The sequence below is a fragment of the Pseudomonas sp. ANT_H12B genome (genome assembly GCF_008369325.1).
Lineage (GTDB): Bacteria > Pseudomonadota > Gammaproteobacteria > Pseudomonadales > Pseudomonadaceae > Aquipseudomonas.
Window position 1 is genome coordinate 455262 of sequence record NZ_VOBI01000001.1, and the last position, 23290, is coordinate 478551.

At 61.5% G+C, this 23290-nt stretch carries 23 protein-coding genes; 17 read left to right on the forward strand and 6 right to left on the reverse strand.

What is annotated here, in order from left to right; translation table 11 throughout:
- Positions 1–35: 35 nt before the first annotated feature.
- The 15 genes from FQ185_RS02210 (at position 36) to FQ185_RS02280 (ending at position 15315) form a co-directional block, all read left to right on the forward strand.
- Positions 36–707: a GntR family transcriptional regulator gene (locus FQ185_RS02210; RefSeq protein ID WP_149416024.1), complete on the forward strand. Its 672-nt coding sequence runs from the start codon at positions 36–38 to the stop codon at positions 705–707.
- 114 nt (positions 708–821) lie between these two features.
- The gene (locus FQ185_RS02215) at positions 822–1754 is read left to right on the forward strand and encodes a 4-hydroxyproline epimerase (protein WP_149416025.1); all 933 of its coding nucleotides are present in this window, start codon (positions 822–824) and stop codon (positions 1752–1754) included.
- Positions 1751–2866 carry an FAD-binding oxidoreductase gene (locus FQ185_RS02220; RefSeq protein WP_149416026.1) on the forward strand — a complete coding sequence of 372 codons (1116 nt, stop codon included), beginning with the start codon at positions 1751–1753 and terminating at the stop codon, positions 2864–2866. Before FQ185_RS02215 ends, FQ185_RS02220 begins: the two co-directional genes overlap by 4 nt.
- On the forward strand, positions 2859–3095 hold the full coding sequence (locus FQ185_RS02225) for a (2Fe-2S)-binding protein (protein WP_149416027.1): 237 nt from the start codon (positions 2859–2861) through the stop codon (positions 3093–3095). Before FQ185_RS02220 ends, FQ185_RS02225 begins: the two co-directional genes overlap by 8 nt.
- Positions 3092–4348 (forward strand): FAD/NAD(P)-binding oxidoreductase, encoded by a 1257-nt coding sequence (locus tag FQ185_RS02230; RefSeq protein WP_149416028.1) that lies wholly within the window; start codon positions 3092–3094, stop codon positions 4346–4348. Before FQ185_RS02225 ends, FQ185_RS02230 begins: the two co-directional genes overlap by 4 nt.
- A gap of 74 nt (positions 4349–4422) precedes the next feature.
- Positions 4423–5172, forward strand: a complete 750-nt coding sequence (locus FQ185_RS02235; RefSeq protein WP_149416029.1) for an AraC family transcriptional regulator — start codon at positions 4423–4425, stop codon at positions 5170–5172.
- 243 nt (positions 5173–5415) lie between these two features.
- Entirely contained in the window at positions 5416–6234 is an 819-nt protein-coding gene (locus FQ185_RS02240) for a transporter substrate-binding domain-containing protein (protein ID WP_149416030.1), read from the forward strand.
- A gap of 10 nt (positions 6235–6244) precedes the next feature.
- Positions 6245–8023, forward strand: a complete 1779-nt coding sequence (locus FQ185_RS02245; protein ID WP_149416031.1) for an aconitase X — start codon at positions 6245–6247, stop codon at positions 8021–8023.
- Positions 8016–8681, forward strand: a complete 666-nt coding sequence (locus FQ185_RS02250; protein ID WP_149416032.1) for an amino acid ABC transporter permease — start codon at positions 8016–8018, stop codon at positions 8679–8681. Before FQ185_RS02245 ends, FQ185_RS02250 begins: the two co-directional genes overlap by 8 nt.
- Positions 8682–8691: 10 nt before the next feature.
- A complete protein-coding gene (locus FQ185_RS02255; RefSeq protein WP_149416033.1) occupies positions 8692–9342 on the forward strand; it encodes an amino acid ABC transporter permease in 651 nt (216 codons plus the stop codon).
- Positions 9335–10057 carry an amino acid ABC transporter ATP-binding protein gene (locus tag FQ185_RS02260; RefSeq protein ID WP_149416034.1) on the forward strand — a complete coding sequence of 241 codons (723 nt, stop codon included), beginning with the start codon at positions 9335–9337 and terminating at the stop codon, positions 10055–10057. Before FQ185_RS02255 ends, FQ185_RS02260 begins: the two co-directional genes overlap by 8 nt.
- A 117-nt stretch (positions 10058–10174) precedes the next feature.
- Positions 10175–11203 (forward strand): proline racemase family protein, encoded by a 1029-nt coding sequence (locus tag FQ185_RS02265; protein WP_149416035.1) that lies wholly within the window; start codon positions 10175–10177, stop codon positions 11201–11203.
- A gap of 118 nt (positions 11204–11321) precedes the next feature.
- Positions 11322–12239, forward strand: a complete 918-nt coding sequence (locus FQ185_RS02270; RefSeq protein ID WP_149416036.1) for a dihydrodipicolinate synthase family protein — start codon at positions 11322–11324, stop codon at positions 12237–12239.
- A gap of 71 nt (positions 12240–12310) precedes the next feature.
- The gene (gene abaF / locus FQ185_RS02275) at positions 12311–13708 is read left to right on the forward strand and encodes a fosfomycin efflux MFS transporter AbaF (protein WP_149416037.1); all 1398 of its coding nucleotides are present in this window, start codon (positions 12311–12313) and stop codon (positions 13706–13708) included.
- A gap of 26 nt (positions 13709–13734) precedes the next feature.
- A complete protein-coding gene (locus FQ185_RS02280) occupies positions 13735–15315 on the forward strand; it encodes an aldehyde dehydrogenase (NADP(+)) (protein WP_149416038.1) in 1581 nt (526 codons plus the stop codon).
- Positions 15316–15437: 122 nt separating this feature from the next.
- Here the strand turns inward: FQ185_RS02280 and FQ185_RS02285 are convergent, their stop codons facing one another.
- Together FQ185_RS02285 and FQ185_RS02290 are read right to left on the reverse strand one after the other, a co-directional pair.
- Positions 15438–16445 carry an Ldh family oxidoreductase gene (locus tag FQ185_RS02285; protein WP_149416039.1) on the reverse strand — a complete coding sequence of 336 codons (1008 nt, stop codon included), beginning with the start codon at positions 16443–16445 and terminating at the stop codon, positions 15438–15440.
- A 111-nt stretch (positions 16446–16556) separates the two neighbouring features.
- On the reverse strand, positions 16557–17006 hold the full coding sequence (locus FQ185_RS02290) for a helix-turn-helix domain-containing protein (protein ID WP_149416040.1): 450 nt from the start codon (positions 17004–17006) through the stop codon (positions 16557–16559).
- A gap of 52 nt (positions 17007–17058) precedes the next feature.
- Between FQ185_RS02290 and FQ185_RS02295 the strand changes: the two genes are divergently transcribed.
- Positions 17059–17487, forward strand: coding sequence for an SDR family oxidoreductase (locus tag FQ185_RS02295; RefSeq protein WP_256730349.1), 429 nt, complete (start codon positions 17059–17061; stop codon positions 17485–17487).
- A gap of 18 nt (positions 17488–17505) precedes the next feature.
- Here the strand turns inward: FQ185_RS02295 and FQ185_RS02300 are convergent, their stop codons facing one another.
- Both FQ185_RS02300 and FQ185_RS02305 read right to left on the reverse strand, forming a co-directional pair.
- The gene (locus FQ185_RS02300; protein WP_149416041.1) at positions 17506–18450 is read right to left on the reverse strand and encodes an aldo/keto reductase; all 945 of its coding nucleotides are present in this window, start codon (positions 18448–18450) and stop codon (positions 17506–17508) included.
- Entirely contained in the window at positions 18437–19723 is a 1287-nt protein-coding gene (locus tag FQ185_RS02305; protein WP_149416042.1) for an NTP/NDP exchange transporter, read from the reverse strand. Before FQ185_RS02305 ends, FQ185_RS02300 begins: the two co-directional genes overlap by 14 nt.
- Before the next feature lie 85 nt (positions 19724–19808).
- Here FQ185_RS02305 and FQ185_RS02310 point away from each other — a divergent pair, with 85 nt between their 5' ends.
- Positions 19809–20597, forward strand: a complete 789-nt coding sequence (locus tag FQ185_RS02310; RefSeq protein ID WP_149416043.1) for an alpha/beta hydrolase — start codon at positions 19809–19811, stop codon at positions 20595–20597.
- 129 nt (positions 20598–20726) lie between these two features.
- Here the strand turns inward: FQ185_RS02310 and cydB are convergent, their stop codons facing one another.
- Positions 20727–21728: a cytochrome d ubiquinol oxidase subunit II gene (gene cydB / locus FQ185_RS02315; RefSeq protein WP_149416044.1), complete on the reverse strand. Its 1002-nt coding sequence runs from the start codon at positions 21726–21728 to the stop codon at positions 20727–20729.
- A gap of 11 nt (positions 21729–21739) precedes the next feature.
- Positions 21740–23116 (reverse strand): cytochrome ubiquinol oxidase subunit I, encoded by a 1377-nt coding sequence (locus FQ185_RS02320; protein WP_149416045.1) that lies wholly within the window; start codon positions 23114–23116, stop codon positions 21740–21742.
- Positions 23117–23290: the final 174 nt, after the last annotated feature.

The window sequence follows — 23290 nt, forward strand, 5'->3', positions numbered from 1 at the left end:
ACCATATCCGCAACTCATTCCGAACGATCGACGCCGTGAACCTACCCAAATTCAATGCTCCGGACCTTGGCAATGCGCCTTCGACTTCGGAAATCATCACCCGTCACCTGCGTGACGCCATCGTCGCCGGGCATTTCGCCGAGGACGAGCCGATTCGCCAGGATGACATCGCCCGTCAGTTCAACGTCAGCAAGATTCCGGTGCGCGAAGCCCTCAAGCGTCTGGAAGCCGAAGGCCTGGTGATGTTCCAGCGCAATCGCGGGGCGATGGTCACGCGGGTGTCCGATGCGGAACTGGCGCAGATGTTCGAAGTGCGCATGTTGCTCGAAGACAAGGTGCTGCGCCTGGCCATTCCCAACATGACTGAAGAAACCTTCGCGCGCGCCGAGCGCATTTGCCAGGAATTCATCGGCGAAGATGACGTGGGACGCTGGGCCGAGCTCAACTGGGAACTGCATGCCTGCCTTTACGAACCGGCGCAGCGACCGTTTCTGGTCAGCCTGATCCGCTCGGTCAACGATAAGCTGGAGCGCTACTTGCGCATGCAGATGAGTCTCTCGGCCGGCAAGGATCGCGCTGATCACGAACACAGGGAAATCCTTGCAGCCTGCCGCGCCGGTGACGTGGATCTGGCGGTGAAGCTGCTCGACGAGCACATTGCCGGGGTCTGCAAGACGCTGTTCGAGCACCTGCCTCACAGCCATTGACCACCCGCCGCACTGTGCCGATTTCGTCATCGGCACTGGATAAATCCATCAAGCCGGCACGCCTCCCTACAGGCCACTCTTTCGTTCACGCATCTGAACGGACGTGGCCATCCCATGAAACGCATCACTGTGATCGACTCCCATACCGGCGGCGAGCCGACCCGCCTGGTGACTGCCGGTTTTCCTGACCTGGGCACCGGCAGCATGGCCGAACGTCGACAGCGGCTGGCGGAACATCATGACCAATGGCGCGCCGCCTGCGTGCTGGAACCACGCGGTAGCGACGTGCTGGTCGGCGCGCTGCTGTGTGAGCCGGTGGACCCGACCGCTTGCGCCGGGGTGATTTTCTTCAACAACAGCGGTTACCTCGGGATGTGCGGTCACGGCACCATCGGCCTGATCGCATCGCTGGCGCATCTGGGCAAGATCGGCCCCGGCGTACACAACATTGAAACCCCGGTGGGAACGGTGCAGGCAACCTTGCACGAAGACCGTTCGGTCAGTGTGCGCAACGTGCCGGCCTACCGTTATCGTAAAGCGCTGTCGTTGCAGGTACCGGGTGTCGGCCAAGTGATCGGTGATGTGGCTTGGGGCGGAAACTGGTTTTTCCTGATCGCCGAGCATGGTTTGCGTGTTGCCGGCGATAACCTCGAAGCGCTGACCGCCTATACCTTCGCCGTGCAGCAGGCACTGGAGGTTCAGGGCATCCGCGGCGAAGACGGCGGGTTGATCGACCATGTCGAGCTGTTCGCCGATGACGATCTTGCCGACAGCCGCAACTTCGTCCTCTGCCCCGGTAAAGCCTACGACCGCTCGCCCTGCGGCACCGGCACCAGCGCCAAACTGGCGTGCCTGGCGGCCGACGACAAGTTGCAACCGGGGCAGATCTGGCGCCAGGCCAGTGTCATTGGCAGCGAGTTCGAAGGTTCCTACGAAATCCACGGCGAGCGCATCGTGCCGACCATTCGCGGCCGCGCCTACATCAGCGCCGAAGCCAGCCTGATCATCGAACAGGACGACCCGTTCGCCTGGGGCATTCGCCCGTGAACGAGGGCCTAGTGGCTGATGTGATCGTGATCGGCGCCGGCATCATCGGCGCCGCTTGTGCCCAGGCGCTGGCCCGGCGTGGTTTGCATGTGCTGGTGCTGGACGCCGGTCTGCACGGTGCGACGGCGGCGGGCATGGGTCACCTGCTGGTCCTCGACGATAACCCGGCAGAACTGGCGCTCAGTCAATATTCCCTGCAACGCTGGCGCGAACTGGCTCCGGCCCTGCCCGACGGCTGCGCCTACCGCAGCAACGGCACACTTTGGCTGGCGGCCAATGCCGAAGAAATGGCTGTCGCCCAAAGCAAATGCCACACCTTGCTGGAACACGGCGTGGATTGCGAGTTGATCACCGATCGTGGCTTGCGCCAGCGCGAACCGGAACTGCGCGAAGGCCTGGAAGGCGGGCTGCTGATCAATGGCGACGGCATACTTTATGCCCCGGCGACCGCATGCTGGATGCTCGAATCACCCAACATCAGCCAGCGGCGGGCGCGGGTCAGCGAAGTCGACGGCAACCGCGTGCGACTCGACGACGGTCACTGGCTGGGCGCCGATGCGGTGATTCTGGCCAACGGCATCCAAGCCAACGAGCTGTGCCCCGAGTTGCCGATCGAGCCGAAAAAAGGCCACCTGCTGATCACCGACCGTTACCCCGGCAAAGTCACCCATACCCTGGTGGAACTCGGTTACGTCACCAGTGCCCACAACGCCACCGGCCCCTCAACGGCCTGCAACATCCAGCCCCGGCCGACCGGGCAATTGTTCATCGGCGCCTCGCGACAATTCGGCACCACCGACCCGCAGGTCGAGGGCTGGATGCTGGCGAAAATGCTCAGGCGTGCGACCGACTACATGCCGGGCCTGGCACAGCTCAACGGCATCCGCGCCTGGACCGGTTTTCGCGCCGCGAGCCCCGACGGCCTGCCGTTGGTGGGCCAGCACCCGCAACGTCAAGGCTTATGGCTGGCGGTCGGCCACGAGGGGCTGGGCGTGACGACCGCCCCCGGCACTGCCGACTTGCTGGTCGCGCAGATGTTCGACGAAACACCACCGCTGGCTGCGCAGCCTTATCTGCCGCAACGATTTTTCAAGGAACCTCTGTATGCCTGAATTGATGCTGGACGGCCGCGCGCTGAAGGTTGCCGAGGGCACCAACGTTGCTGCCGCGTTGGCTCTGGGTGGCGACGGTTGCGGTCGCACCTCGGTCAGTGGCCAGCGTCGCGCGCCGCTGTGCGGCATGGGCATCTGCCAGGAATGCCGAGTGACCATCGACGGTCGCCGCCGTCTGGCTTGCCAGACCCTGTGCCGTGACGGCATGCACGTGGAGACTCACGCATGAGTGAATACGCCGACCTGCTGATCATCGGTGCCGGTCCCGCCGGCATGGCCGCCGCGCTCGCCGCAGCGCCGAGCGGTGCACGCATCGTCATGCTCGATGACAACCCGCTCCCGGGCGGGCAAATCTGGCGCGACGGCCCCCGGGCCAGCCTGCCGAATCAGGCGCGTCAGATGCGCGAGCGACTGGAGGCATGCAGCAACATCCACCACCATCACGGCACTCGGGTGATCGCCTGCGCCGGCCCTAAACAACTGCTGGTCGAAGACCCCGATCACGGCTGGCTGATCGATTACGACAAACTGATTCTGTGCACCGGCGCCCGCGAGTTGCTGCTGCCCTTCCCCGGCTGGACGTTGCCCGGTGTCACAGGCGCGGGCGGCCTTCAGGCATTGATCAAGGGTGGCCTGCCGGTGCAGGGCGAGCGCATTGTGATCGCCGGCAGCGGACCGTTGTTGCTCGCCAGTGCCGCCACCGCGAAACACAATGGCGCCCGGGTACTGCGCATCGCCGAGCAGGCTTCAACGGCCGCCGTCGCCGGTTTCGCCACACAACTGCCACGCTGGCCGAACAAATTGATGCAGTCGTTCACGTTGTTCGACCACCATTACCGTAGCGCAACCCACGTACTGGCCGCGCTAGGCAGTGACCGGCTCGAAGGCGTGCGCCTGCAACAGCAAGGAAAGATCGTCGAACTGGCGTGTGATCGCCTGGCTTGCGGCTTCGGTTTGATTCCCAATACCCAGCTCGGCCAGGCACTGGACTGTGCCCTCGACGGCGCCGCGCTCGCGGTCAATGCCTGGCAGACCACTAGTCGCGTCGATCACTACGCAGCGGGTGAATGCACCGGTTTCGGTGGCAGCGAACTGGCCTTGGTCGAAGGCGCGATCGCAGGCCACGCAGCGGTGGGTGACAGTGAAGCGGCCCGACAATTGTGGCCGCGTCGTGCGCGCTGGCAGGGTTTCGCCAAGGCCCTGAACCATGCATTCACCCTCGACCCACAGCTAAAGTCGCTGGCGCAGGCCGACACCCTGGTGTGTCGCTGCGAAGACGTACCTTACGCCGCACTGGCCGGGCACACTGACTGGCGCGAGGCCAAACTGGCCAGCCGCTGTGGCATGGGCGCCTGCCAGGGCCGGGTGTGCGGCGGCGCGTTGCAGCATTTGTTTGGCTGGCAACCCGCAGCACCACGGCCGCCGTTCAGCCCGGCGCGGATCGAGACCTTGTTGTGCCTGGAAGACACCCCGCCGGCTTGAATGCCGGCCCGGGGCTTTCGGGACGGCAGCCGAGTCTTTATGATCCCGGCAGTTGCCACCAGACGCCCAGCGCCATGTATGCCTCACTCACTCCCTTCAAACCGTGCGACCTGCCGACCCTGCTGAGCAGCCTGGAGCCGATCGCGGCACTGCTCGATACCCTGTCGGACGTGGTGTTTTTCATCAAGGACAGCGAGGCCCGCTACGCCTTCGTCAACCAGACTTTGGCCCGGCGTTGTGGTTTCAAACACAGTGACGAGCTGCTCGGGCGGACCGCCGAGATGGTCTTTCCGCAGCGCTACGGCCCGCTGTACACCGAACAGGATCGACGAGTGCTGTCCACTGGCCGCGAGCTGGCCGACCAACTTGAACTGCACCTCTATTACGGCAACCAACCGATCTGGTGCCTGACCCACAAACTCGCTTTGCATGATGGACAGGGTCACATCGTCGGCCTTGCGGGCATCTCCCGTGACCTGCAATTGCCGCAGTCCAATCATCCGGCCTTCCAGAAGCTTGCCGCGGTGGATGCGCATATCCGCAAGCACTTCGCTCGCCCCATCAGCCTTGCCGAGCTGACTGAAATAGCCGGGTATTCGGTGGCGCAACTGGAGCGTCACTGCAAACGGGTTTTCCAACTCACGCCACGGCAGATGATTCACAAGGCTCGCCTGGAAGAATCCTCACGGCTGTTGCTGGACACCGATCTGCCGATCACCGAGATCGCCCTGCGCTGCGGTTACACCGATCACAGTGCCTTCAGCCGCCAGTTTCGCGCGCTGACCAGCCTTGCGCCGAGCCAGTATCGCGACAGCCGTCGCTGATCAGTGTTCCTTTAAGGGGCGTCAGTTGTCCCTGCTGCTCCCTTCTGTAACACCGGCTGATACAGGCCACCGAAGTCTTCTTCTCGTTCGTTTTAGGTTCCTGATCCTTCAGGCCGCCTAGCTCAAGGGCTGATGAACAATTCTCGCCTCTATTCAGAAACAGGCACGTTCATTGCTAATTTAATATCGTATACGAAATTCACAATACGATAGCTAACAGCACTTTCCGACAACGAGGCCTCTATGAAAAACCCCGCATTTGCCGTAGCCCTCAGCGCTGTTCTCAGTACCTCTTTCATCGCCACCGCCCACGCCGACAAACTCGACGACATTATCGGTTCGGGCAAACTGCGTTGCGCCGTAACCCTGGACTTCCCGCCCATGGGTTTTCGCGATGAAGGTAACAACCCGGCAGGTTTCGACGTGGACTACTGCCACGACCTGGCGAAAATCCTCGGGGTCGATGCCGAAGTGGTTGAAACGCCCTTCCCCGACCGCATTCCGGCGCTGGTCTCCGGGCGTGCCGACGTGATCGTCGCGTCCACCTCCGACACCCTCGAACGGGCTAAAACCGTCGGCCTCACCGTGCCTTACTTCGCCTTCCAGATGGTCGTGCTGACCCGCGACAACACCGGCATCAACAGCTTCGCCGATATCAAAGGCAAGGCATTGGGCAACACCAGCGGCACCTATGAAGCGATCGCCCTGGAAAAAGATGTGAAGAGCTGGGGCTCCGGGACATTCCGCGCCTATCAGTCGCAGAACGACACGCTGCTGGCGGTCGCCCAGGGCCACATCGACGCCACCGTGGTGACCAATACCGTGGCCGCCGCCACGCTCAAATCGGGCAAATACAAGAACCTGAAAATCGCCGGCAACGCGCCATACACCATCGACTACGTGTCCCTGGGCGCCAAGCGCAACGAGTATGGCCTGCTCAGATACCTCGACCTGTTCGTCAACCAGCAGGTGCGCACCGGTCGCTATAAAGAGTTGTTTACCAAATGGGTCGGCACCGAGATTTCGCCCACCGACCTGACCGTGCCAAAGGTCTACTACTGAGATGTCCGGCATGCCTAGGTCCACTTCTCTGAACGGTCGCAGCCTGGTCGCGGGTGCCGCCCAGGGCGCCCTGCTGTTCGCCGATGTTGGCTTGAGTTTCTGGGGTGGAGTCGATCCGTATAGCGGAGAAGTCATTGACCGTCACCACCCGCTCAGCGGCGAACATCTGGCCGGACGCGTGCTGGCCATTCCCAGTGGCCGTGGTTCGTGCACCGGCAGCAGTGTGCTGATGGAACTGATCAGCAACGGCCACGCGCCGGCCGCGCTGGTGCTGGCCGAACCCGATGAGATCCTGACCCTGGGCGTGCTGGTGGCACAGACCATTTTCGAGCGTTCCCTGCCGGTGCTGTGCATCGGCCGGGAGGCCTTCGCCGCCTTGCGCGGCAAGGCTTTCGCGCGGGTCGACGGCGCCGTGGTGACACTCTTCGATCATCTGCCGGGCGATGCCTGGCAGGCACTCGACAGCCCATCGCAAACAACCGAAAAAAACGCCTCGATCGAACTCACCGAACACGACTACGCGCTGCTCGACGGCGAGTATGGCAAGGCCGCCCAGGTGGCGATGCAAATCGTCCTGCGCATGGCCGAACTGCAAGGTGCCCGCCGTTTGGTGGATGTCACACAGGCGCACATCGACGGCTGCATCTATACCGGGCCTGCGAGCCTGCGCTTTGCCGAGCAGTTGGTGCAGTGGGGAGCAAAAGTACGCGTGCCGACCACGCTCAATTCCATCTCCGTCGACCAGCGCCGTTGGCGTGAGTTGGGCATCGACCCGGCGCTCGGTGTGCCGGCCAGTGCCTTGGGCGATGCCTATATGGCGATGGGCGCGCAGCTCAGTTTCACCTGCGCGCCCTACCTGCTCGACAGCGCCCCGAAGGCCGGCGAGCAGATTGTCTGGGCCGAATCCAACGCGGTGGTCTACGCCAATAGCGTGCTCGGTGCCCGCACTCTGAAATACCCGGACTACCTGGATATCTGTATCGCCCTGACCGGCCGCGCGCCCCTGACCGGCTGCCATCTGGACGCGCAACGCAAAGCGAGACTGCAAATCGAATTGCCGGATCTGGGCGAGCTGGACGATGCCTTCTACCCCCTGCTCGGTTACCACATCGGTGCACTGGCCGGCAGCCGGATTCCACTGGTGCTGGGACTGGAACGAAACAAGCCGAGCCTGGACGACCTGAAAGCCTTTGGTGCAGCCTTCGCCACCACTTCTGCCGCGCCGTTGTTTCATATCGCCGGAGTGACCCCGGAGGCGCTCGACCCGGCACAAGTGCTGGAGCCGGAGTACTCGATGCCGGTGGAAAAAATCCGCCTGAAGGACCTGCTGCTCAGCTGGCGCGAGCTCAACAGTGCCCGCAACACCCGGGTGGATGTGGTCTCGCTGGGCAACCCGCATTTCTCCCTCAGCGAATTCGCCCACCTGGCTCGGTTATGTCGAGGGCGGCACAAACACCCCGAGGTGGTCCTCGCCATCACCTGCGGCCGCGCGGTGCTGGAGCAGGCCCGCGAGGCCGGGCATATCACTGTGATCGAAGCTTTCGGCGCAACCCTGGTGACGGATACCTGTTGGTGCATGCTGGGCGAGCCGGTGATCCCGGTGGCCGCAAAAACCTTGATGACCAACTTGGGCAAGTACGCCCATTACGCACCGGGGCTGGTCGGTCGAAAGGTGCACTTCGCCAACCTCGCAGAATGCGTCGACGTTGCTTGCAGCGCCACGGCCAGCGGTCGTTTGCCGGCCTGGCTGCAACCTGCCGCGTTTCGGGAGAGCCACCCGCATGTTTGATTACACCTTCCAATGGCGCGCGACGCTGCGTGCCCTGCCGGACATGCTCGCAGGCGCCTTGGTCACCTTCGAGACCGCGGCCCTGTCGATGATCTTCGGTGTGCTGATCGCCCTGGCCCTGACGGTGATGCGCGAGACCAAAAACCCGCTGTTGCGCGGCATCGGCAATGGCTGGGTGTCGATCGCCCGCAACACCCCTTCGCTGTTCCAGATCTACGTCCTGTACTTCGGCCTCGGTTCACTGGGTTTGCATGTCAGCTCATGGTTCGCGTTGCTGGCCGGGATCACCTTCAACAATGCCGGTTATCTCGCGGAAAACTTTCGCGGTGGCCTTAAGGCCGTGCCCGGCACACAAGTGCGCGCCGCGCGTTCGCTGGGCATGAGTGCCTTCCAGGCCTACCGGATGATCATCGTCCCGCAGTTGCTGCGGATCGTGTTCTACCCGTTGAGTAATCAAATGGTCTGGGCCGTGTTGATGACGTCGCTGGGGGTGATCGTCGGGCTGAACAATGACCTTACCGGGGTGACCCAGGATTACAACGTCAAGACGTTCCGCACCTTCGAGTACTTCGCCATCGCAGCGGTACTGTATTACCTGATTGCCAAGACGATCGTCGCGGCAGCCCGGCTGATGGCCTGGCGGTTGTTCCGTTACTGAGGACGTGACCATGTTTACCACCAGTTTTTCCGGGAATGACCTGCTGTTCCTGCTCAACGGCGCCTGGGTCACGCTGCAACTGACGTTCTGGTCGATCATCCTCGGTTCCGTGGCCGGGTTGCTGTTCGGCTTGCTGCGGGCACTGTTGCCGCGCGCCAGCCTGCCACTGGCGTGGGTGCTGGACGTGTTTCGCAGCGTGCCGTTGCTGATTCAGTTTGTGCTGTTCAACTCGCTGAAAAGCATCGTCGGCCTGAACATCAGTGCCTTCAGCGTCGGCTGCATCGTGCTCGGGGTTTACGCTGCCGCGTACTTCACCGAGATCGTGCGCAGTGGCGTGCTCTCGGTGCCGTTCACCCTGCGCCGGGCCAGCCGTTCGCTGGGTTTGAGCTTCCTGCAGGACTTGCGCTGGATCGTCCTGCCGATGGCCACTCGAGTGGCCTTCCCCGGCTGGCTGAACCTGGTGCTGAGTGTGATGAAAGACACCGCGCTGGTGATGTGGATCGGCATCGTCGAACTGCTGCGCGCCTCGCAAACCATCGTGACCCGCATCCAGGAACCGCTGCTGGTGCTGTGCATCGCGGGCCTCATCTACTACGTCATGAGCCTGGTGGTCGCACGCCTGGGCGCTCGTCTGGAAAGAAGGTGGCAAGAAAATGATTGAGATCGACAACGTATACAAATCCTTCGGCGACCTCGAAGTGGTCAAGGGTGTGAACCTGACGGTGAACAAGGGCGAAGTGGTATCGATTATCGGCGGCTCCGGCTCGGGAAAATCGACCCTGCTGATGTGCATCAACGGCCTGGAACCGATCCAGAAAGGCAACATCCGTGTCGATGGCGTCGAGGTCCACCACAGCGGTACCGACCTCAATCGCCTGCGGCAGAAGATCGGCATCGTCTTCCAGCAATGGAACGCCTTCCCGCACCTGACCGTGCTGGAAAACGTGATGCTCGCTCCGCGCAAAGTGCTGGGCAAAAGCAAGGCAGAAGCCGAGGAATTGGCGGTTAAACAACTGACCCACGTCGGCTTGGGCGACAAGCTCAAGGCCTTTCCCGGCAAGCTGTCCGGCGGCCAGCAACAGCGCATGGCCATCGCCCGCGCCCTGGCCATGTCGCCGGACTACATGCTGTTCGACGAAGCCACGTCGGCCCTCGACCCGCAATTGGTCGGCGAGGTATTGGACACCATGCGCATGCTCGCCGAGGACGGCATGACCATGGTGTTGGTGACTCACGAGATCCGCTTTGCTCGCGATGTGTCTGATCGCGTGGCGTTCTTTCGCAATGGGCTGGTGCATGAGATCGGTTCGCCGGATCAGGTGATTGGTAATCCGGTGCATGCGGAGACTGCGGCGTTCTTGAAATCAGTGAAGTAGCGGATGGCCCCATCGCGAGCAGGCTCGCTCCCACAGGGTTTGGTGGTGTGCACAAAATCAGTGTGGGAGTGAGCCTGCTCGCGATGAGGCCCTAACAGACAAAACAAGGAGCAAACAATGCGCTCATCAAAAGTCATCCATGTAGTCAGCTGCCACGCCGAAGGCGAAGTCGGCGACGTGATCGTCGGCGGCGTTGCGCCGCCACCCGGAGCCACCGTGTGGGAACAGTCCCGCTGGATCGCCAAGGATGAAACCCTGCGAAACTTCGTCCTCAACGAACCTCGCGGCGGCGTATTCCGCCACGTCAACCTGCTGGTGCCGGCCAAGGACCCTCGGGCACAGATGGCCTGGATCATCATGGAGCCGGCGGACACACCGCCAATGTCCGGCTCCAACTCACTGTGCGTGGCGACGGTGCTGCTCGACAGCGGCATCCTGCCAATGACCGAACCGCAAACCCGGTTGGTGCTCGAAGCGCCCGGCGGGTTGATCGAGGCCGTGGCCGATTGCCGTGACGGCAAGGTCGAACGGGTGGAAATCAAGAACGTGCCTTCCTTCGCCGACCGCCTCGACGCCTGGATCGAAGTCGAAGGCCTCGGCTCCCTGCAGGTCGACACCGCGTACGGCGGCGACAGCTTTGTGATCGCCGATGCTGAGCGCCTGGGTTTTTCCATCCGTCCCGATGAGGCCGCTGAACTGGTCGAGGTCGGGCTGAAAATCACCCGCGCGGCCAACGAACAATTGGGTTTCGTCCATCCGCTGAACCCTGAGTGGTCGCATATTTCCTTCTGCCAGATCGCCGCGCCAATCGTCTATGAAAATGGTATCGCCACTGGTGCCAACGCCGTGGTGATTCAACCCGGCAAGATCGACCGCTCGCCGACCGGCACCGGTTGCTCGGCGCGCATGGCGGTGTTGCAGGCCAAGGGGTTGATGCAGGTGGGCGAGCGCTTTGTCGGCCGTTCGATCATCGGCTCCGAGTTTCATTGCCGCATCGATTCGCTGACGGAAGTGGCCGGCCGCCCGGCGATCTATCCGTGCATTTCCGGCCGGGCGTGGATCACCGGCACCCACCAATTGCTCCTCGATCCGAGCGATCCCTGGCCACAAGGCTATCGACTGTCGGACACCTGGCCCGGTGCCTGAATCATTTGTCTCACTGACAAACGGCTAAAAAAACCCTTCAAACCTGAAAAAAGCACTGGCCGAGTCTTTTCACTTGAAATATCGTATACGAAATACAATTAATGAACCGGAGGTAACAATGAGCAAGCGAATCAACTGGAGTGGCGTCTTCCCCGCGGTGACCACTCAATTCAACGATGACTTCTCCATCAACCTGGAAAAAACCCACCAGGTAATTTCCAACGTGATCCGTGACGGCGTATCCGGCCTGGTGGTCTGCGGCTCGGTGGGGGAAAACACCTCGCTGACTGCCGAAGAAAAAATCGCCGTGACCGAAGTCGCGGTCGACGCCTCCCGCGGCCGTGTGCCGGTGATTTGCGGTGTGGCTGAATTCACCAGCATCCAAGCGGCCAAGGTGGCCAACGCGGTACGCCGGGTTGGCGTCGACGGCGTCATGCTGATGCCGGCGCTGGTCTACGGTTCCAAGCCGTTCGAGACCGCCGAGCACTACCGCTACGTGGCCAAGAACGCCGATGTGCCGTTGATGGTTTACAACAACCCGCCGATCTACAAAAACGACGTCACCCCGGACATCCTGATTTCCCTGGCCGACTGCGACAACGTGGTGTGCTTCAAGGATTCCTCCGGCGACACCCGTCGTTTCATCGACGTGCGCAACGAAGTCGGTGACCGTTTTGTGCTGTTCGCCGGCCTCGATGACGTGGTGCTGGAAAGCATCGCGGTGGGTGCCGAAGGCTGGGTTTCGGGCATGTCCAACGTGTTCCCGAAAGAAGGCGAAACCATCTTCCGCCTGGCCAAGGCCGGTCGCTTCGCCGAAGCCATGCCGATCTACGAATGGCTGATGCCGATCCTGCACCTCGACGCCCGTGCCGACCTGGTGCAGTGCATCAAGCTGTGCGAAGCCATCGCCGGTCGCGGCAGCGCCCTGACCCGTCCACCACGCCTGGCCCTGCCGGAAGCCGATCGGGTATTCGTCGAGCAGATCATGGCCAAAGCCATGGCCAATCGTCCGGAATTGCCGGACGTCGGTCTCTGAGTGAATGCCGGGCGGGCCCTTGTGGGCCCGGTCCGGCTGCCTGTCTTTGCGCCTCTACAGGAAACGCCAGCATGTCCAATCCTCAAAGCACTTCCAGCGCAACCACACCCTCGGGACTCAAGCGCGTCGTGGCCGCCGCCATGGCCGGCACCGTCGCAGAATGGTATGAATTCTTCCTCTACGGCACGGCCTCGGCCCTGGTCTTCGGCCAACTGTTCTTTCGCCAGACCGACAGTCCCATCGACGGCATCATCGCCGCTTTCGCCCTGTACGCCGTGGGCTTTCTCGCCCGCCCGTTGGGTGGCCTGGTGTTCGGTCACTACGGCGACAAATTCGGCCGCAAGCGCCTGCTGCAACTGAGCCTGGTGGTGGTCGGCATCACCACCTTCCTGATGGGCTGCTTGCCCGGTTTCGACCAGATCGGTTACGCGGCGCCAGTGCTGTTGGTGCTGCTGCGGCTGATCCAGGGCTTCGCCTTCGGCGGAGAATGGGGTGGTGCGATTCTATTGGTGTCCGAACACTGTCCGGACAATCGCCGGGGCTTCTGGGCCAGTTGGCCGCAAGCGGGTGTCCCGGCCGGTAACCTGGTGGCGACCGTCGCGCTGCTGCTGTTGTCGTCGAACCTGTCGGAGGAACAATTTCTTGCCTGGGGCTGGCGCGTCGCGTTCTGGTTCTCGGCGGTGGTGGTGCTGATCGGCTACTGGATTCGCACCAGCGTCGATGACGCGCCGATCTTCAAGGAAGCCCAGGCCCGTCAGGCGCAAAACAAGCAACAACAGCTGGGCGTGGTCGAAGTGTTGCGTCACCACTGGCGTGCCGTGCTGGTCGGTATCGGCGCGCGGTTTGCCGAGAACATCCTCTACTACACCGTCGTGACGTTCTCAATTACCTACCTGAAACTGGTGGTGCACAAGGACACCTCAGAGATTCTGTTTCTGATGTTCGGCGCGCACTTGCTGCATTTCTTCATGATCCCGCTGATGGGCTATCTGTCCGATCTGGTCGGACGCAAACCGGTGTACCTGATCGGGGCGGTACTGACCGCATTCTGGGGCTTCATCGGCTTCCCGATGATGGACACCGGCAACAACTGGCTGATCATCGGTGCAATCACCCTGGGCCTGGCCATCGAGTCGATGACCTACGCGCCCTATTCCGCGCTGATGGCCGAAATGTTCCCGACCCATGTGCGCTACACCGCGCTGTCCCTGTGTTACCAGGTGGCACCGATCTTCGCCGGCTCCATCGCGCCGTTGATCGCCATCACCCTGCTCAACAAGTACCACAGCTCGACACCGATCGCCTGGTACCTGGTCGGTGCTTCGCTGATCTCCATCGTTGCCGTCGGCCTGACCCGAGAGACCCGCGGCAAGTCGCTGCATCAGGTGGATGCCGAATCCGCTGCGCGCATTGCCGCGCTGGACAACGCTGCTCCGGCCACCCCGCGCCGGGGTGATTCGCTGGCTTGAGCCCGCTTTACCGACAGGAGTTTTCCATGCCCAAGATCATCGGCCACAACTACATCGGCGGTGCGCGCAGCGCCCTCGGCAACATCACCGTGCAAAGCCATGACGCCAGTACCGGTGAATCGCTGCCCTACTCGTTCATGCAAGCTACCGCGGAAGAAGTGCACGCCGCCGCCCAAGCCGCCGCAGCTGCCTACCCGGCCTTCCGTAACTTACCGGCGAGCCGCCGCGCGGACTTTCTAGAGGCCATCGCCGCGCAACTGGATGCACTCGACGATGACTTCGTCGCCCTGGTAACCCGAGAGACGGCGCTGCCGACCGGGCGCATTCAAGGTGAGCGCGGCCGCACCAGTGGGCAGATGCGCCTGTTCGCTCAGGTCCTGCGCCGTGGCGATTTCCATGGTGCGCGCATCGATCGGGCATTGCCCGAACGTCAGCCGCTGCCACGGGTCGATCTGCGCCAATACCGAATCGGCGTCGGCCCGGTCGCAGTGTTCGGCGCGAGCAATTTCCCTCTGGCGTTTTCCACCGCCGGTGGCGATACCGCTGCCGCCCTCGCCGCCGGTTGCCCGGTGGTGTTCAAGGCCCACAGCGGACATATGGCGACGGCCGAGCGGGTGGCCGATGCGATCATTCGCGCTGCCGAGCAAACCGGCATGCCCAAGGGTGTGTTCAACATGATCTATGGCGCCGGGGTCGGCGAAGCGCTGGTCAAGCATCCGGCGATTCAGGCGGTTGGCTTCACCGGCTCGCTCAAGGGCGGTCGCGCCCTCTGCGACATGGCTGCCGCACGACCGCAGCCAATTCCGGTGTTCGCGGAAATGAGCAGCATCAATCCTGTGATTGTGTTGCCCGAAGCACTCCGGGCGCGGGGCGAGAAAATCGCCAGCGAACTCGCGGCCTCGGTAGTGCTTGGCTGTGGCCAGTTCTGCACCAACCCCGGATTGGTCATCGGTATTCGCTCCCCCGAGTTCAGCGCATTCGTTGAACATTTCAGCGCGCTGATGGCTGAACAGCCGGGGCAAACCATGCTCAATGCCGGCACGCTCGACAGCTATTCCAGAGGCGTACAGGCGTTGCGCGCGCATCCGCAAATCACTCACCTGGCCGGCCGCGAACAAGAGGGCAAACAGGCTCAACCTCAACTGTTCAAGGCCGACGTCAGCCTGTTGCTCAAGGGCGACCCGATGCTGCAGGAAGAAGTCTTCGGCCCGACCACGGTGCTGGTGGAAGTGGCTGACAACGCCGAGCTGCAACGGGCGCTGCAGAGTTTGCACGGCCAACTCACGGCCACGCTGATTGCCGAAGCGGGTGACCTGCAAACCCATGGCGAGCTGCTCCCGCTGCTCGAACAGAAGGTGGGCCGAGTGCTGTTCAATGGCTACCCGACGGGTGTCGAAGTTTGCGATGCGATGGTGCATGGGGGGCCGTATCCAGCCACCTCCGATGCCCGTGGCACGTCGGTCGGTAGTTTGGCGGTCGACCGCTTCCTGCGCCCGGTGTGCTACCAGAATTGCCCGGATGCGCTCTTGCCCGACGCGTTGAAAAACGCCAACCCGCTGGGCATTGCCCGCCTGGTTGATGGCAACAGCCACCGCGAGCCGGTTTAAACAATCTCTCAATAGGTTTGCCCCCTGTGGGAGCGAGCCTGCTCGCGAAAGCGGCATGTCAGTCAACGTTGATGTTGAAATCTGATGGCCTCTTCGCGAGCAAGCTCGCACACAGGATTCAATCAGGCCAGCAGTGCCTTCAGGTCGTTGTACAAGGCCTCGGGAATCTGCACACCCTCCACCAGACTGCGTCCTCGCGCCTCATAGCGTCGTTGCGACGGCAAGCGTGCGCCCTGCCCTTGAATGCTCTCGAACAGAACTTCGGCACGTGCCAGGTGCTGCTCAGTGGCTTCGCCGAGGAAGCGCCGTGGATCGAGTGCGATGATCAACTCGCCATGGTACGGCGACGACTTGCTGCCAGCATCGTAGGCCAGCGATTCGGCGCTGGTCAGGTCACCGATCAACGGCCCGGCGATCAGCTCCACCATGGCGGCCAGCGCCGAGCCCTTGTGCCCGCCGAACGTCAACATCGCGCCGGCATCGAGTACCACGTTCGCATCGGTACTTGGCTGCCCTGCAGCGTCGACGCCCCAGCCCTCGGGAATCGCTTTGCCAGCACGCCGGTGCAACTCGATATCGCCGCGGGCAATCGCACTGGTGGCGAAGTCGAACACAAACGGATCTTTTCCTGAGCGCGGCCAGCCGAACGCGATGGGATTGGTCCCGAACACCGGCTGACTGCCTCCCGCAGGCGCAACCCAGGCATGGCTGGGATTACACGCCAGCGCCACGAGACCAGCAGCGGTCAGCTGTTCGATCTCGACCCACAGCGCGGAAAAATGCACACAGTGATTGATCGCCAAAGCTGCTATACCGTTTGCGCGGGTTTTCTCCTCAAGCAACGCCAGGCCCGCCTGAAAAGCCAGCTGAGAGAAACCACCCGCCGCATCGACACGCACAATCGACGGCGCCTGGTCGATTACTCGCGGCTCGGCATCGGCGGACACTTTGCCGGCTCGAAGCGAATTCACGCAGCCCAGAATCCGGTACAACCCATGGGAGGCACAGCCATCGCGTTCGCCGGCAATCACTGTGGCGGCCACCGCCTGAGCGTGGGCAGCGTTGAAACCGTTGTGCAGCAGGATCGATTCGGCGAGCGTACGCGCTTCGATCAGGGACAGTCGGATCATAAATCAACTCCTTGGACAGACCGTCCAGACTGGCCCATTCCAGGCCGCAAGGCTTGATCGATTTAGATCAGGTCGATGACGAATTCGGCACATCGCGTGATCAACAGGAGCTCAGTGGGGAACACCCAACTTGGTGGCGATATCTTCAGGCTTGAGATGCCGTCCATCGACTGAAACCAACTCCAGTTTTCTGATCGGCTTGCGGTCCCTTGCATCGACCATTACTGATCCGGTTTCGCCGGGCTCGTACATAAACTCGTTACCCCACTGCGAAAGGGCAATGAGGACTGGCTGCAAGGCCCTGCCCTTTTCGGTCAACACATATTCTTTGTAGATACTCCCGTCAGCCGCCGGCTCCATGCGCATCACACCCTGCTCGACCATGTTTTTCAGCCGTGCACTCAGAATGTTTTTCGCGACATCCAGGCTTTTCTGGAAATCACTGAAACGCCGCGTGCCTGCGAGCGCATCACGAATGATCAGCAATGACCACCAATCGCCGATGAGATCAAGGGATCGCGCGACCGGGCAGGCATTACCCTGCAAGCTTTTACGTTTCACTTAACGAGCCTCTATCTAAGGTTTCGGCATTGACGCCAACGCGTCCCTTGCCGTGCAGGCCGTTGAGCCGCACCTCAATCCTGGCGCATCGATCATTTTGAACGGGTCGGTGCACGCGGTCATGGGATGGCCTGGCTACAGCGCTTACGCGGCCACCAAAGGGGCTGTTCGCTCGATGACTCGCGTCATGGCCGCAGAATTTGCCCCACGTGGCATTCGGGTCAATCAGATCACGCCCGGGGCTGCACGCACGCCGGTGTGGAACCCTCACGCCGCCTCCGTTGGAATGGACGCGCTGGAGAAAAAGCTTGTAACCGCTATTCCTCTCGGCCGCATGGGTGAAGCTGAAGAAGTGGCCTCCGTCGCTTTGTTCCTCGCCTCCAGCGACTCTACCAACGTCGTGGGTGCGGAGATCGTCGTCGATGGTGGTGCAACGAGTTCACCCTTGGGCGCCCCTGCTCACCGGACAAACTGGGGGTAATCGAGCGCCTCGGTAACGCTACCCCACCAAATCAATCAACTGCTCGCGTTGCGCGCCCGTCAGCATCGGACCGAAACCGGCCCCGGCATTTTCCGCCATGTAGCGCGGGTTGCCGGTGCCGGGGATGACGCAGGTCACCGCCGGATGAGCCAGTAAAAATTTCAACGCCAGTTGCGGCCAGCTTTTGACTCCCACTTGTGAGGCCCATCCTGGCAAAGGTTTGTCTTTCAATCGGCCGAGCAAGGAGCCGCCACCAAACGGTCGATTACAGATCACCGCTACACCTCGCTCCCGACACAGTGGCAAGATCCGCTTCTCGACGCCGCGGTCGTCCAGGGCATAGTTGATTTGAAGGAAATCCATTGGCTCGGCTTTCAGCAGCGCTTCCACTTCGTCGTACGCCGACGAGGTGTAATGCGTGATGCCGATATAGCGAATGCGCCCTTCTTCCTTCCATTTACGCAAGGTGGGCAAATGGGTTTCCCAGTCCAGCAGGTTGTGAATCTGCATCAGGTCGATACGGTCGGTCTGCAACAGTTTGAAGGACTGTTCCATCTGCGCGATGCCTTCTTCGCGGCCGCGGGTCCACACCTTGGTCGCCAGAAAGGCCGGTGAGCGCGGCTCATGAATCGACAACAGTTCACCGGTGGTCTGTTCGGCGCGACCGTACATGGGCGAGCTGTCGATCAACTTCCCTCCCTTGGCAAACAACGCGCTGAGCACGTCCGGCAGAAGCTTGTAGGCGGGATCGGAAGGCCGCACATCAAAGCCGCGATAGGTGCCCAGCCCGACGACGGGCAGCGGCTCGGAGCTGGAAGGAATGGCTCGGGTCAGCATGTTCTTGCCTCCTGTTCCCATCGACGGCGATGATTCTGCCAAGACCGGTTCTAGGGTGAAGACCGCCGAGACACCGGCGGCCAGCGTGAGTATTTTTCGACGCGTGTATCCATCAGTGTGGCTCATGATCTCGCCCTTCCCCATTGTTGCTGTCGGCCTTTTGTTCCTGCTGCCTGGCGAGCCATAGCGATAACCAGCCCCACAGCCCGGCAAACGGCACGATCACCAGCGCCACAAGACCGAAACCCGCGCCCAGCGCCGTCAAGCCTGCGGACAGCCAGCCACTGGCGGCATCTCCGCCGCGATACACCAGGGTTTCGATCACATTCTTGGCCTTGTATTTTTCTTCGCGGCTGACCACGGTCCACAGCACCTCTCGCGCCGGCCGCACGACGGCGAACTCGACTGCGCGGCGCAGCCCTTGTGCCAACGCGACGGTTGCAGGCACTGGCGCCAGGGCCATGGCGGTGAACGCCACGATCGTCGCCAATGGCAACGCTGCCAGCGCCCCGCCGACGCCAATCAATCGGATCAACGGCGCCGTCAGCACCAGTTGAAAGATCAAGGTCAGCGCCGACACGATCAAATCGACGACGGCGAAAAATTGCGTCCTGCTGGCAACATCAGCATAGCTACCGGCGACAATCCGTCCTTGTTCGAAATACAACAAGGTTGCCGCGCTGGTGTGCAACAGCATGAACAACACCAGCCCCAGCAGATAACGCGAACGCAGGATCAGCGTGACGCCCGCCAACAGGCTGCCGCCCATGCGTCGATCATCCAGCAACCGGCTGCCGGACTGCGACTCGGTACGGGACAACAGCCCCCGATAGCAGCGCACCGCGACTTCCAGCAGCACCGCCGCCGCGACAGTCAACGCAACCGGACCAAAACTCGTGGCCATGGTCGCGGCCAGCAATGGCCCGATAAACGTGCCAAGGGTGCCACCCGCCGCGACGAAGCCGAACAGCCGCCGCCCTTGCTCACTGGAAAATCGGTCCACCAGTACGCTCCAGAAGATGGAGACGATGAACAGGTTATAGATGCTGATCCAGACGAAAAACACGCGCCCCACCGTCACCGGCGCAACGTGATTGGCGATCAGCACACCGAACACCAGCATCGACAAGGCGATCAAGCGATAGATCAACGGCACGAAACGCGTGGCAGGCAGGCGCGAGACCAGCGCACCAAACAGCGGAACCATCAGCAGCATCACCACGAAGGTGGCCGTGAACAGCCATTGCAACTTGTCGGCACCACCCTCCAGGCCCAAGGCGTCGAGCAGCGGCCGCACCAGGTAGTAACTGGCGAGCACACAGAAGTGGAAGGCGAAGCCCAGCATCAGGGCCGCTCTTTCAGAGGGTCGAACGTCGAGCCATTTAACAACGATGGGCATGGCTGCCCTCCCGGTGCGTCCCGCTATCGATCCACTACACTTTGACCGCTATCAAGCGATAGCCGTCTCCAGGCCAGATCAGCCAATGCTGCCCACTAAAGCTAGCCGAATGTCACGCACCCTGGTGTCTCTCGTCATCATCGTAGTCGTCGTGTATCTGGCGCTCTGCGCTGCGCTGTTCGTGTTTCAACGCGCCCTCATCTACTTTCCGCAACCACGTGCCATTGAGACAACCACAACGCCGCTCACCCTGTCAGTAGACGATGAGCACGTGCTGGTGTCCGTCAGACCGCGCGAGGGACCGAATGCATTGATCTATTTCGGTGGAAATGCCGAAGATGTCTCTCGCAGCCTGTCCGAGTTCTCGCAGGCGTTCCCGGACCACGCTCTCTACTTGCTTCACTACAGAGGCTTCGGTGGAAGCTCAGGCGCGCCTTCCGAGGAGGCGATTGCGCGCGATGCCATGACGTTGTTTGACCTGGTCTACGCCTCCCACCCGCACATTGCCGTGGTCGGTCGCAGCCTGGGCTCGGGCGTCGCCGTGCGTCTCGCCAGCCTGCGCCCGGCTGCGCGCCTGATCCTGATCACGCCCTACAACAGCCTTGGAGAACTCGCCGCACGGCAGTACCCCATATTCCCGGTGAAGTGGTTGCTAAAGGACAAATTTGAATCCTGGAAATACGCCGCCCACATCACCGTGCCGACACTCTTGATCGCGGCGCAGAACGACGAGGTGATACCGGGCTCAAGCACGGAGCGCCTCTACACCCATTTCGCCAAAGGCGTGGCTTCGCTGAAGGTCATACCGGGTGTGGGGCACAACTCAATATCCGAGAGCCCCGAGTACCTGAAGCTGTTGGGGGAAGGATTGTGAATCGCTTTGCCATCGCTGAGCACATTCTCTGTGCGGTAACCCAAGGACGCTGCGGTTTCCTCGACCTTCTGCCGCGTCTTCGGCGAAACACTGGCGACCCTTGGTGAAGGTTCGTCGGCTTGAACGCAGTCAATCACGAGCAGCACGCACCTTCCCGCTAAAGACTTTAAAACCGTAAGTGTTGTAGATGAGCGTCACCGGTATCAACACGACAAAACCGACCAACATGAACATCTGGCTGGTCGGACTGGAGGCGGCAGCTTGCAAGGTCAGATGCGGTGGGACAATCAACGGGTATAGCGCTGTGATCATCAAGGCGAACGCCAAAACGAAGATACCCAATGCCGCGAACAGCGGCAGATACTCCCGGCGGCTTCGAAAGCCCAGGATGAAGCCGATCAGCAGTGCAATGAGCACTGTTGCGGCCGGCAGCCAGACCAGACGATCAAACAACCGGTCCGCATACCGAGTGTCCAGTGTCGTTGTCCAGACCACCAACACGGCCAATAGCACCAAGGTTACGATTGCAAACGCCCTCGCCTGACGACCTGATCGTTGCTGAAGTTCTCCTTCAGTACGCCAATAAAGCCAACAGGCGCCCAGCCACGTGTAACCCAACACGAGCACGGCGCCACAGAACAGTGGAAACATACCCAGCCATTCCCAGCCGTTGCCACTGTACTGCCGGCCATCATTGGGTATGCCTTGAACCAGCGAACCCAAGACCAGCCCCTGACATCCACCGGCCAGCAGTGAACCGACCGACAGCAAACCGTCGACAACGCGCTTGATTTCATCACTGGGAGCGTAGTCACGAAATTCCAGCGCTACCACGCGAAGAATCAGAGCCAAAAACATCAGGATGAACGGCAGATAGAGCGCCGGCAGCAGGATGGCGTAGGCCAGCGGAAATAACGCTAGAAGCCCCCCGCCACCTAGCACCAGCCAGGTTTCATTAGCATCCCAGATCGGCAAGATGGTCACTGCCATGGCACGGCGATGTTTACCGCAACGGGTCAGGCCCAGCAGTACGCCGACGCCAAGATCAGTTCCGTCCAACAGCACATAGCTCAACACCGAAAACGCCAGGGCCGCAGCGCAAAGGAGTGTTATCCAGTCATTGTCCGCCATGGATCATGCCCTCAGGGTTCACCCGTCTCGTCAGCCAGGGTTGGCTGCGGCCCCGCCTCGTCCTTGTGCGGTGGTTCACGCAGGAGTCGCAGCAGCACCCAGAGGCCAATGCCGAATATCAGCAGGTAGAACAACAGGATTGTCCATGTCGACCCTACGACCTGCTGTCGGGACACCGAAGACAGACTGTCAGCCGTACGCAGCAAACCGTAGACAGTGAAGGGTTGGCGGCCCACCTCGGTCACCACCCAGCCACTGAGCATCGCCACCAATCCGGCCGGCGCCATCAGCACACACCCGCGCAGCATCCATCGCGCTGCGAACAACCGTTGTCGCCATCGCAACACCAAACTGCTCAGGCCCTGCACCAACATCAATACGCCCAGTCCGACCATGATGCGAAACGCGAAGAACACCGCTGGCACCGGCGGGATGTCCTGAGGCGGGAATTCATCCAGCGCGGCGATGGTGCCACTCAGGTCATGCGTCAGGTACAGCGAACCTATGCGCGGAATCGCCACTTCCCAATGATTGCGCCGCTCGGCCATGTCTGGCAGGGCGAACAAGCGTAAAGGCTCACCTGCACCTTTGGGCGGGCGAGTCCAGGAGCCTTCGATGGCGGCGACTTTCTGCGGCTGGACTTTGAGACTGTGTTGACCATGCAGGTCTCCCACCACGATCTGGACAGGTGTGAGCACGACGATTGTCCACAGCGCCATGGAATATTGAAGGCGTGCGCGCGGATTCTTTGGCGCACGTAACAATTGCCAGGCGCTGGCTCCGGCCACCAGTGTGGCGGTGCCGAGCAACGCCGCCAATGTCATGTGCCCCAGCCGATAGGGGAACGATGGATTGAAGATGATCGCCCACCAATCCTCGGCAACGAAACGGCCATCAGCGCCTACGGCATAACCGGCTGGCGTTTGCATCCAGGAATTGGCCGACAGGATCCAGAATGCGCTGATCAGCGAACCGACGGCGACCGCGCAGGTGGCGAAAAAATGCAGACGAGGGCCTACCTTCTTTAGCCCGAAGAGCATGATGCCAAGGAAGCCTGCTTCCAGGAAAAATGCGGCCAGCACCTCGTAGAACATCAATGGGCCGAGGATATCTCCAGCCTGAATTGAAAGCCGCGACCAATTGAGCCCGAACTGATATTCCAGTATCAAGCCTGAGGCGGTGCCCACCGCCACGTTGAGGGCAAATACTTTTAGCCAGTAACGGTAGACGTCCAGGTAGACCTTTCGTCTTCGCCACAGCCAAAGCGCTTCGAGCACCATCAAAAAGTTGGCCAGCCCGATGGTCAGTGCCGCCAGCACAATATGAAAACTGATGGTGATCGCGAACTGGACACGCGCCGCCATCAGCGCCGAATCAACCGCGTCCATGCCATCCACTCACCGCCAACCCATTCGTTCTGGTTTCAGCGGCTGACACAAACAAGCTGTTGACGGGAATAGGCATGACATCTGTCCAATGCAGTATTTGTCGGTTGACTGTCCTCGATGCCAATAATTCCGACAACGCCCGCTGCTAGCGCCACCTCGCGCATGGGGTTGCTG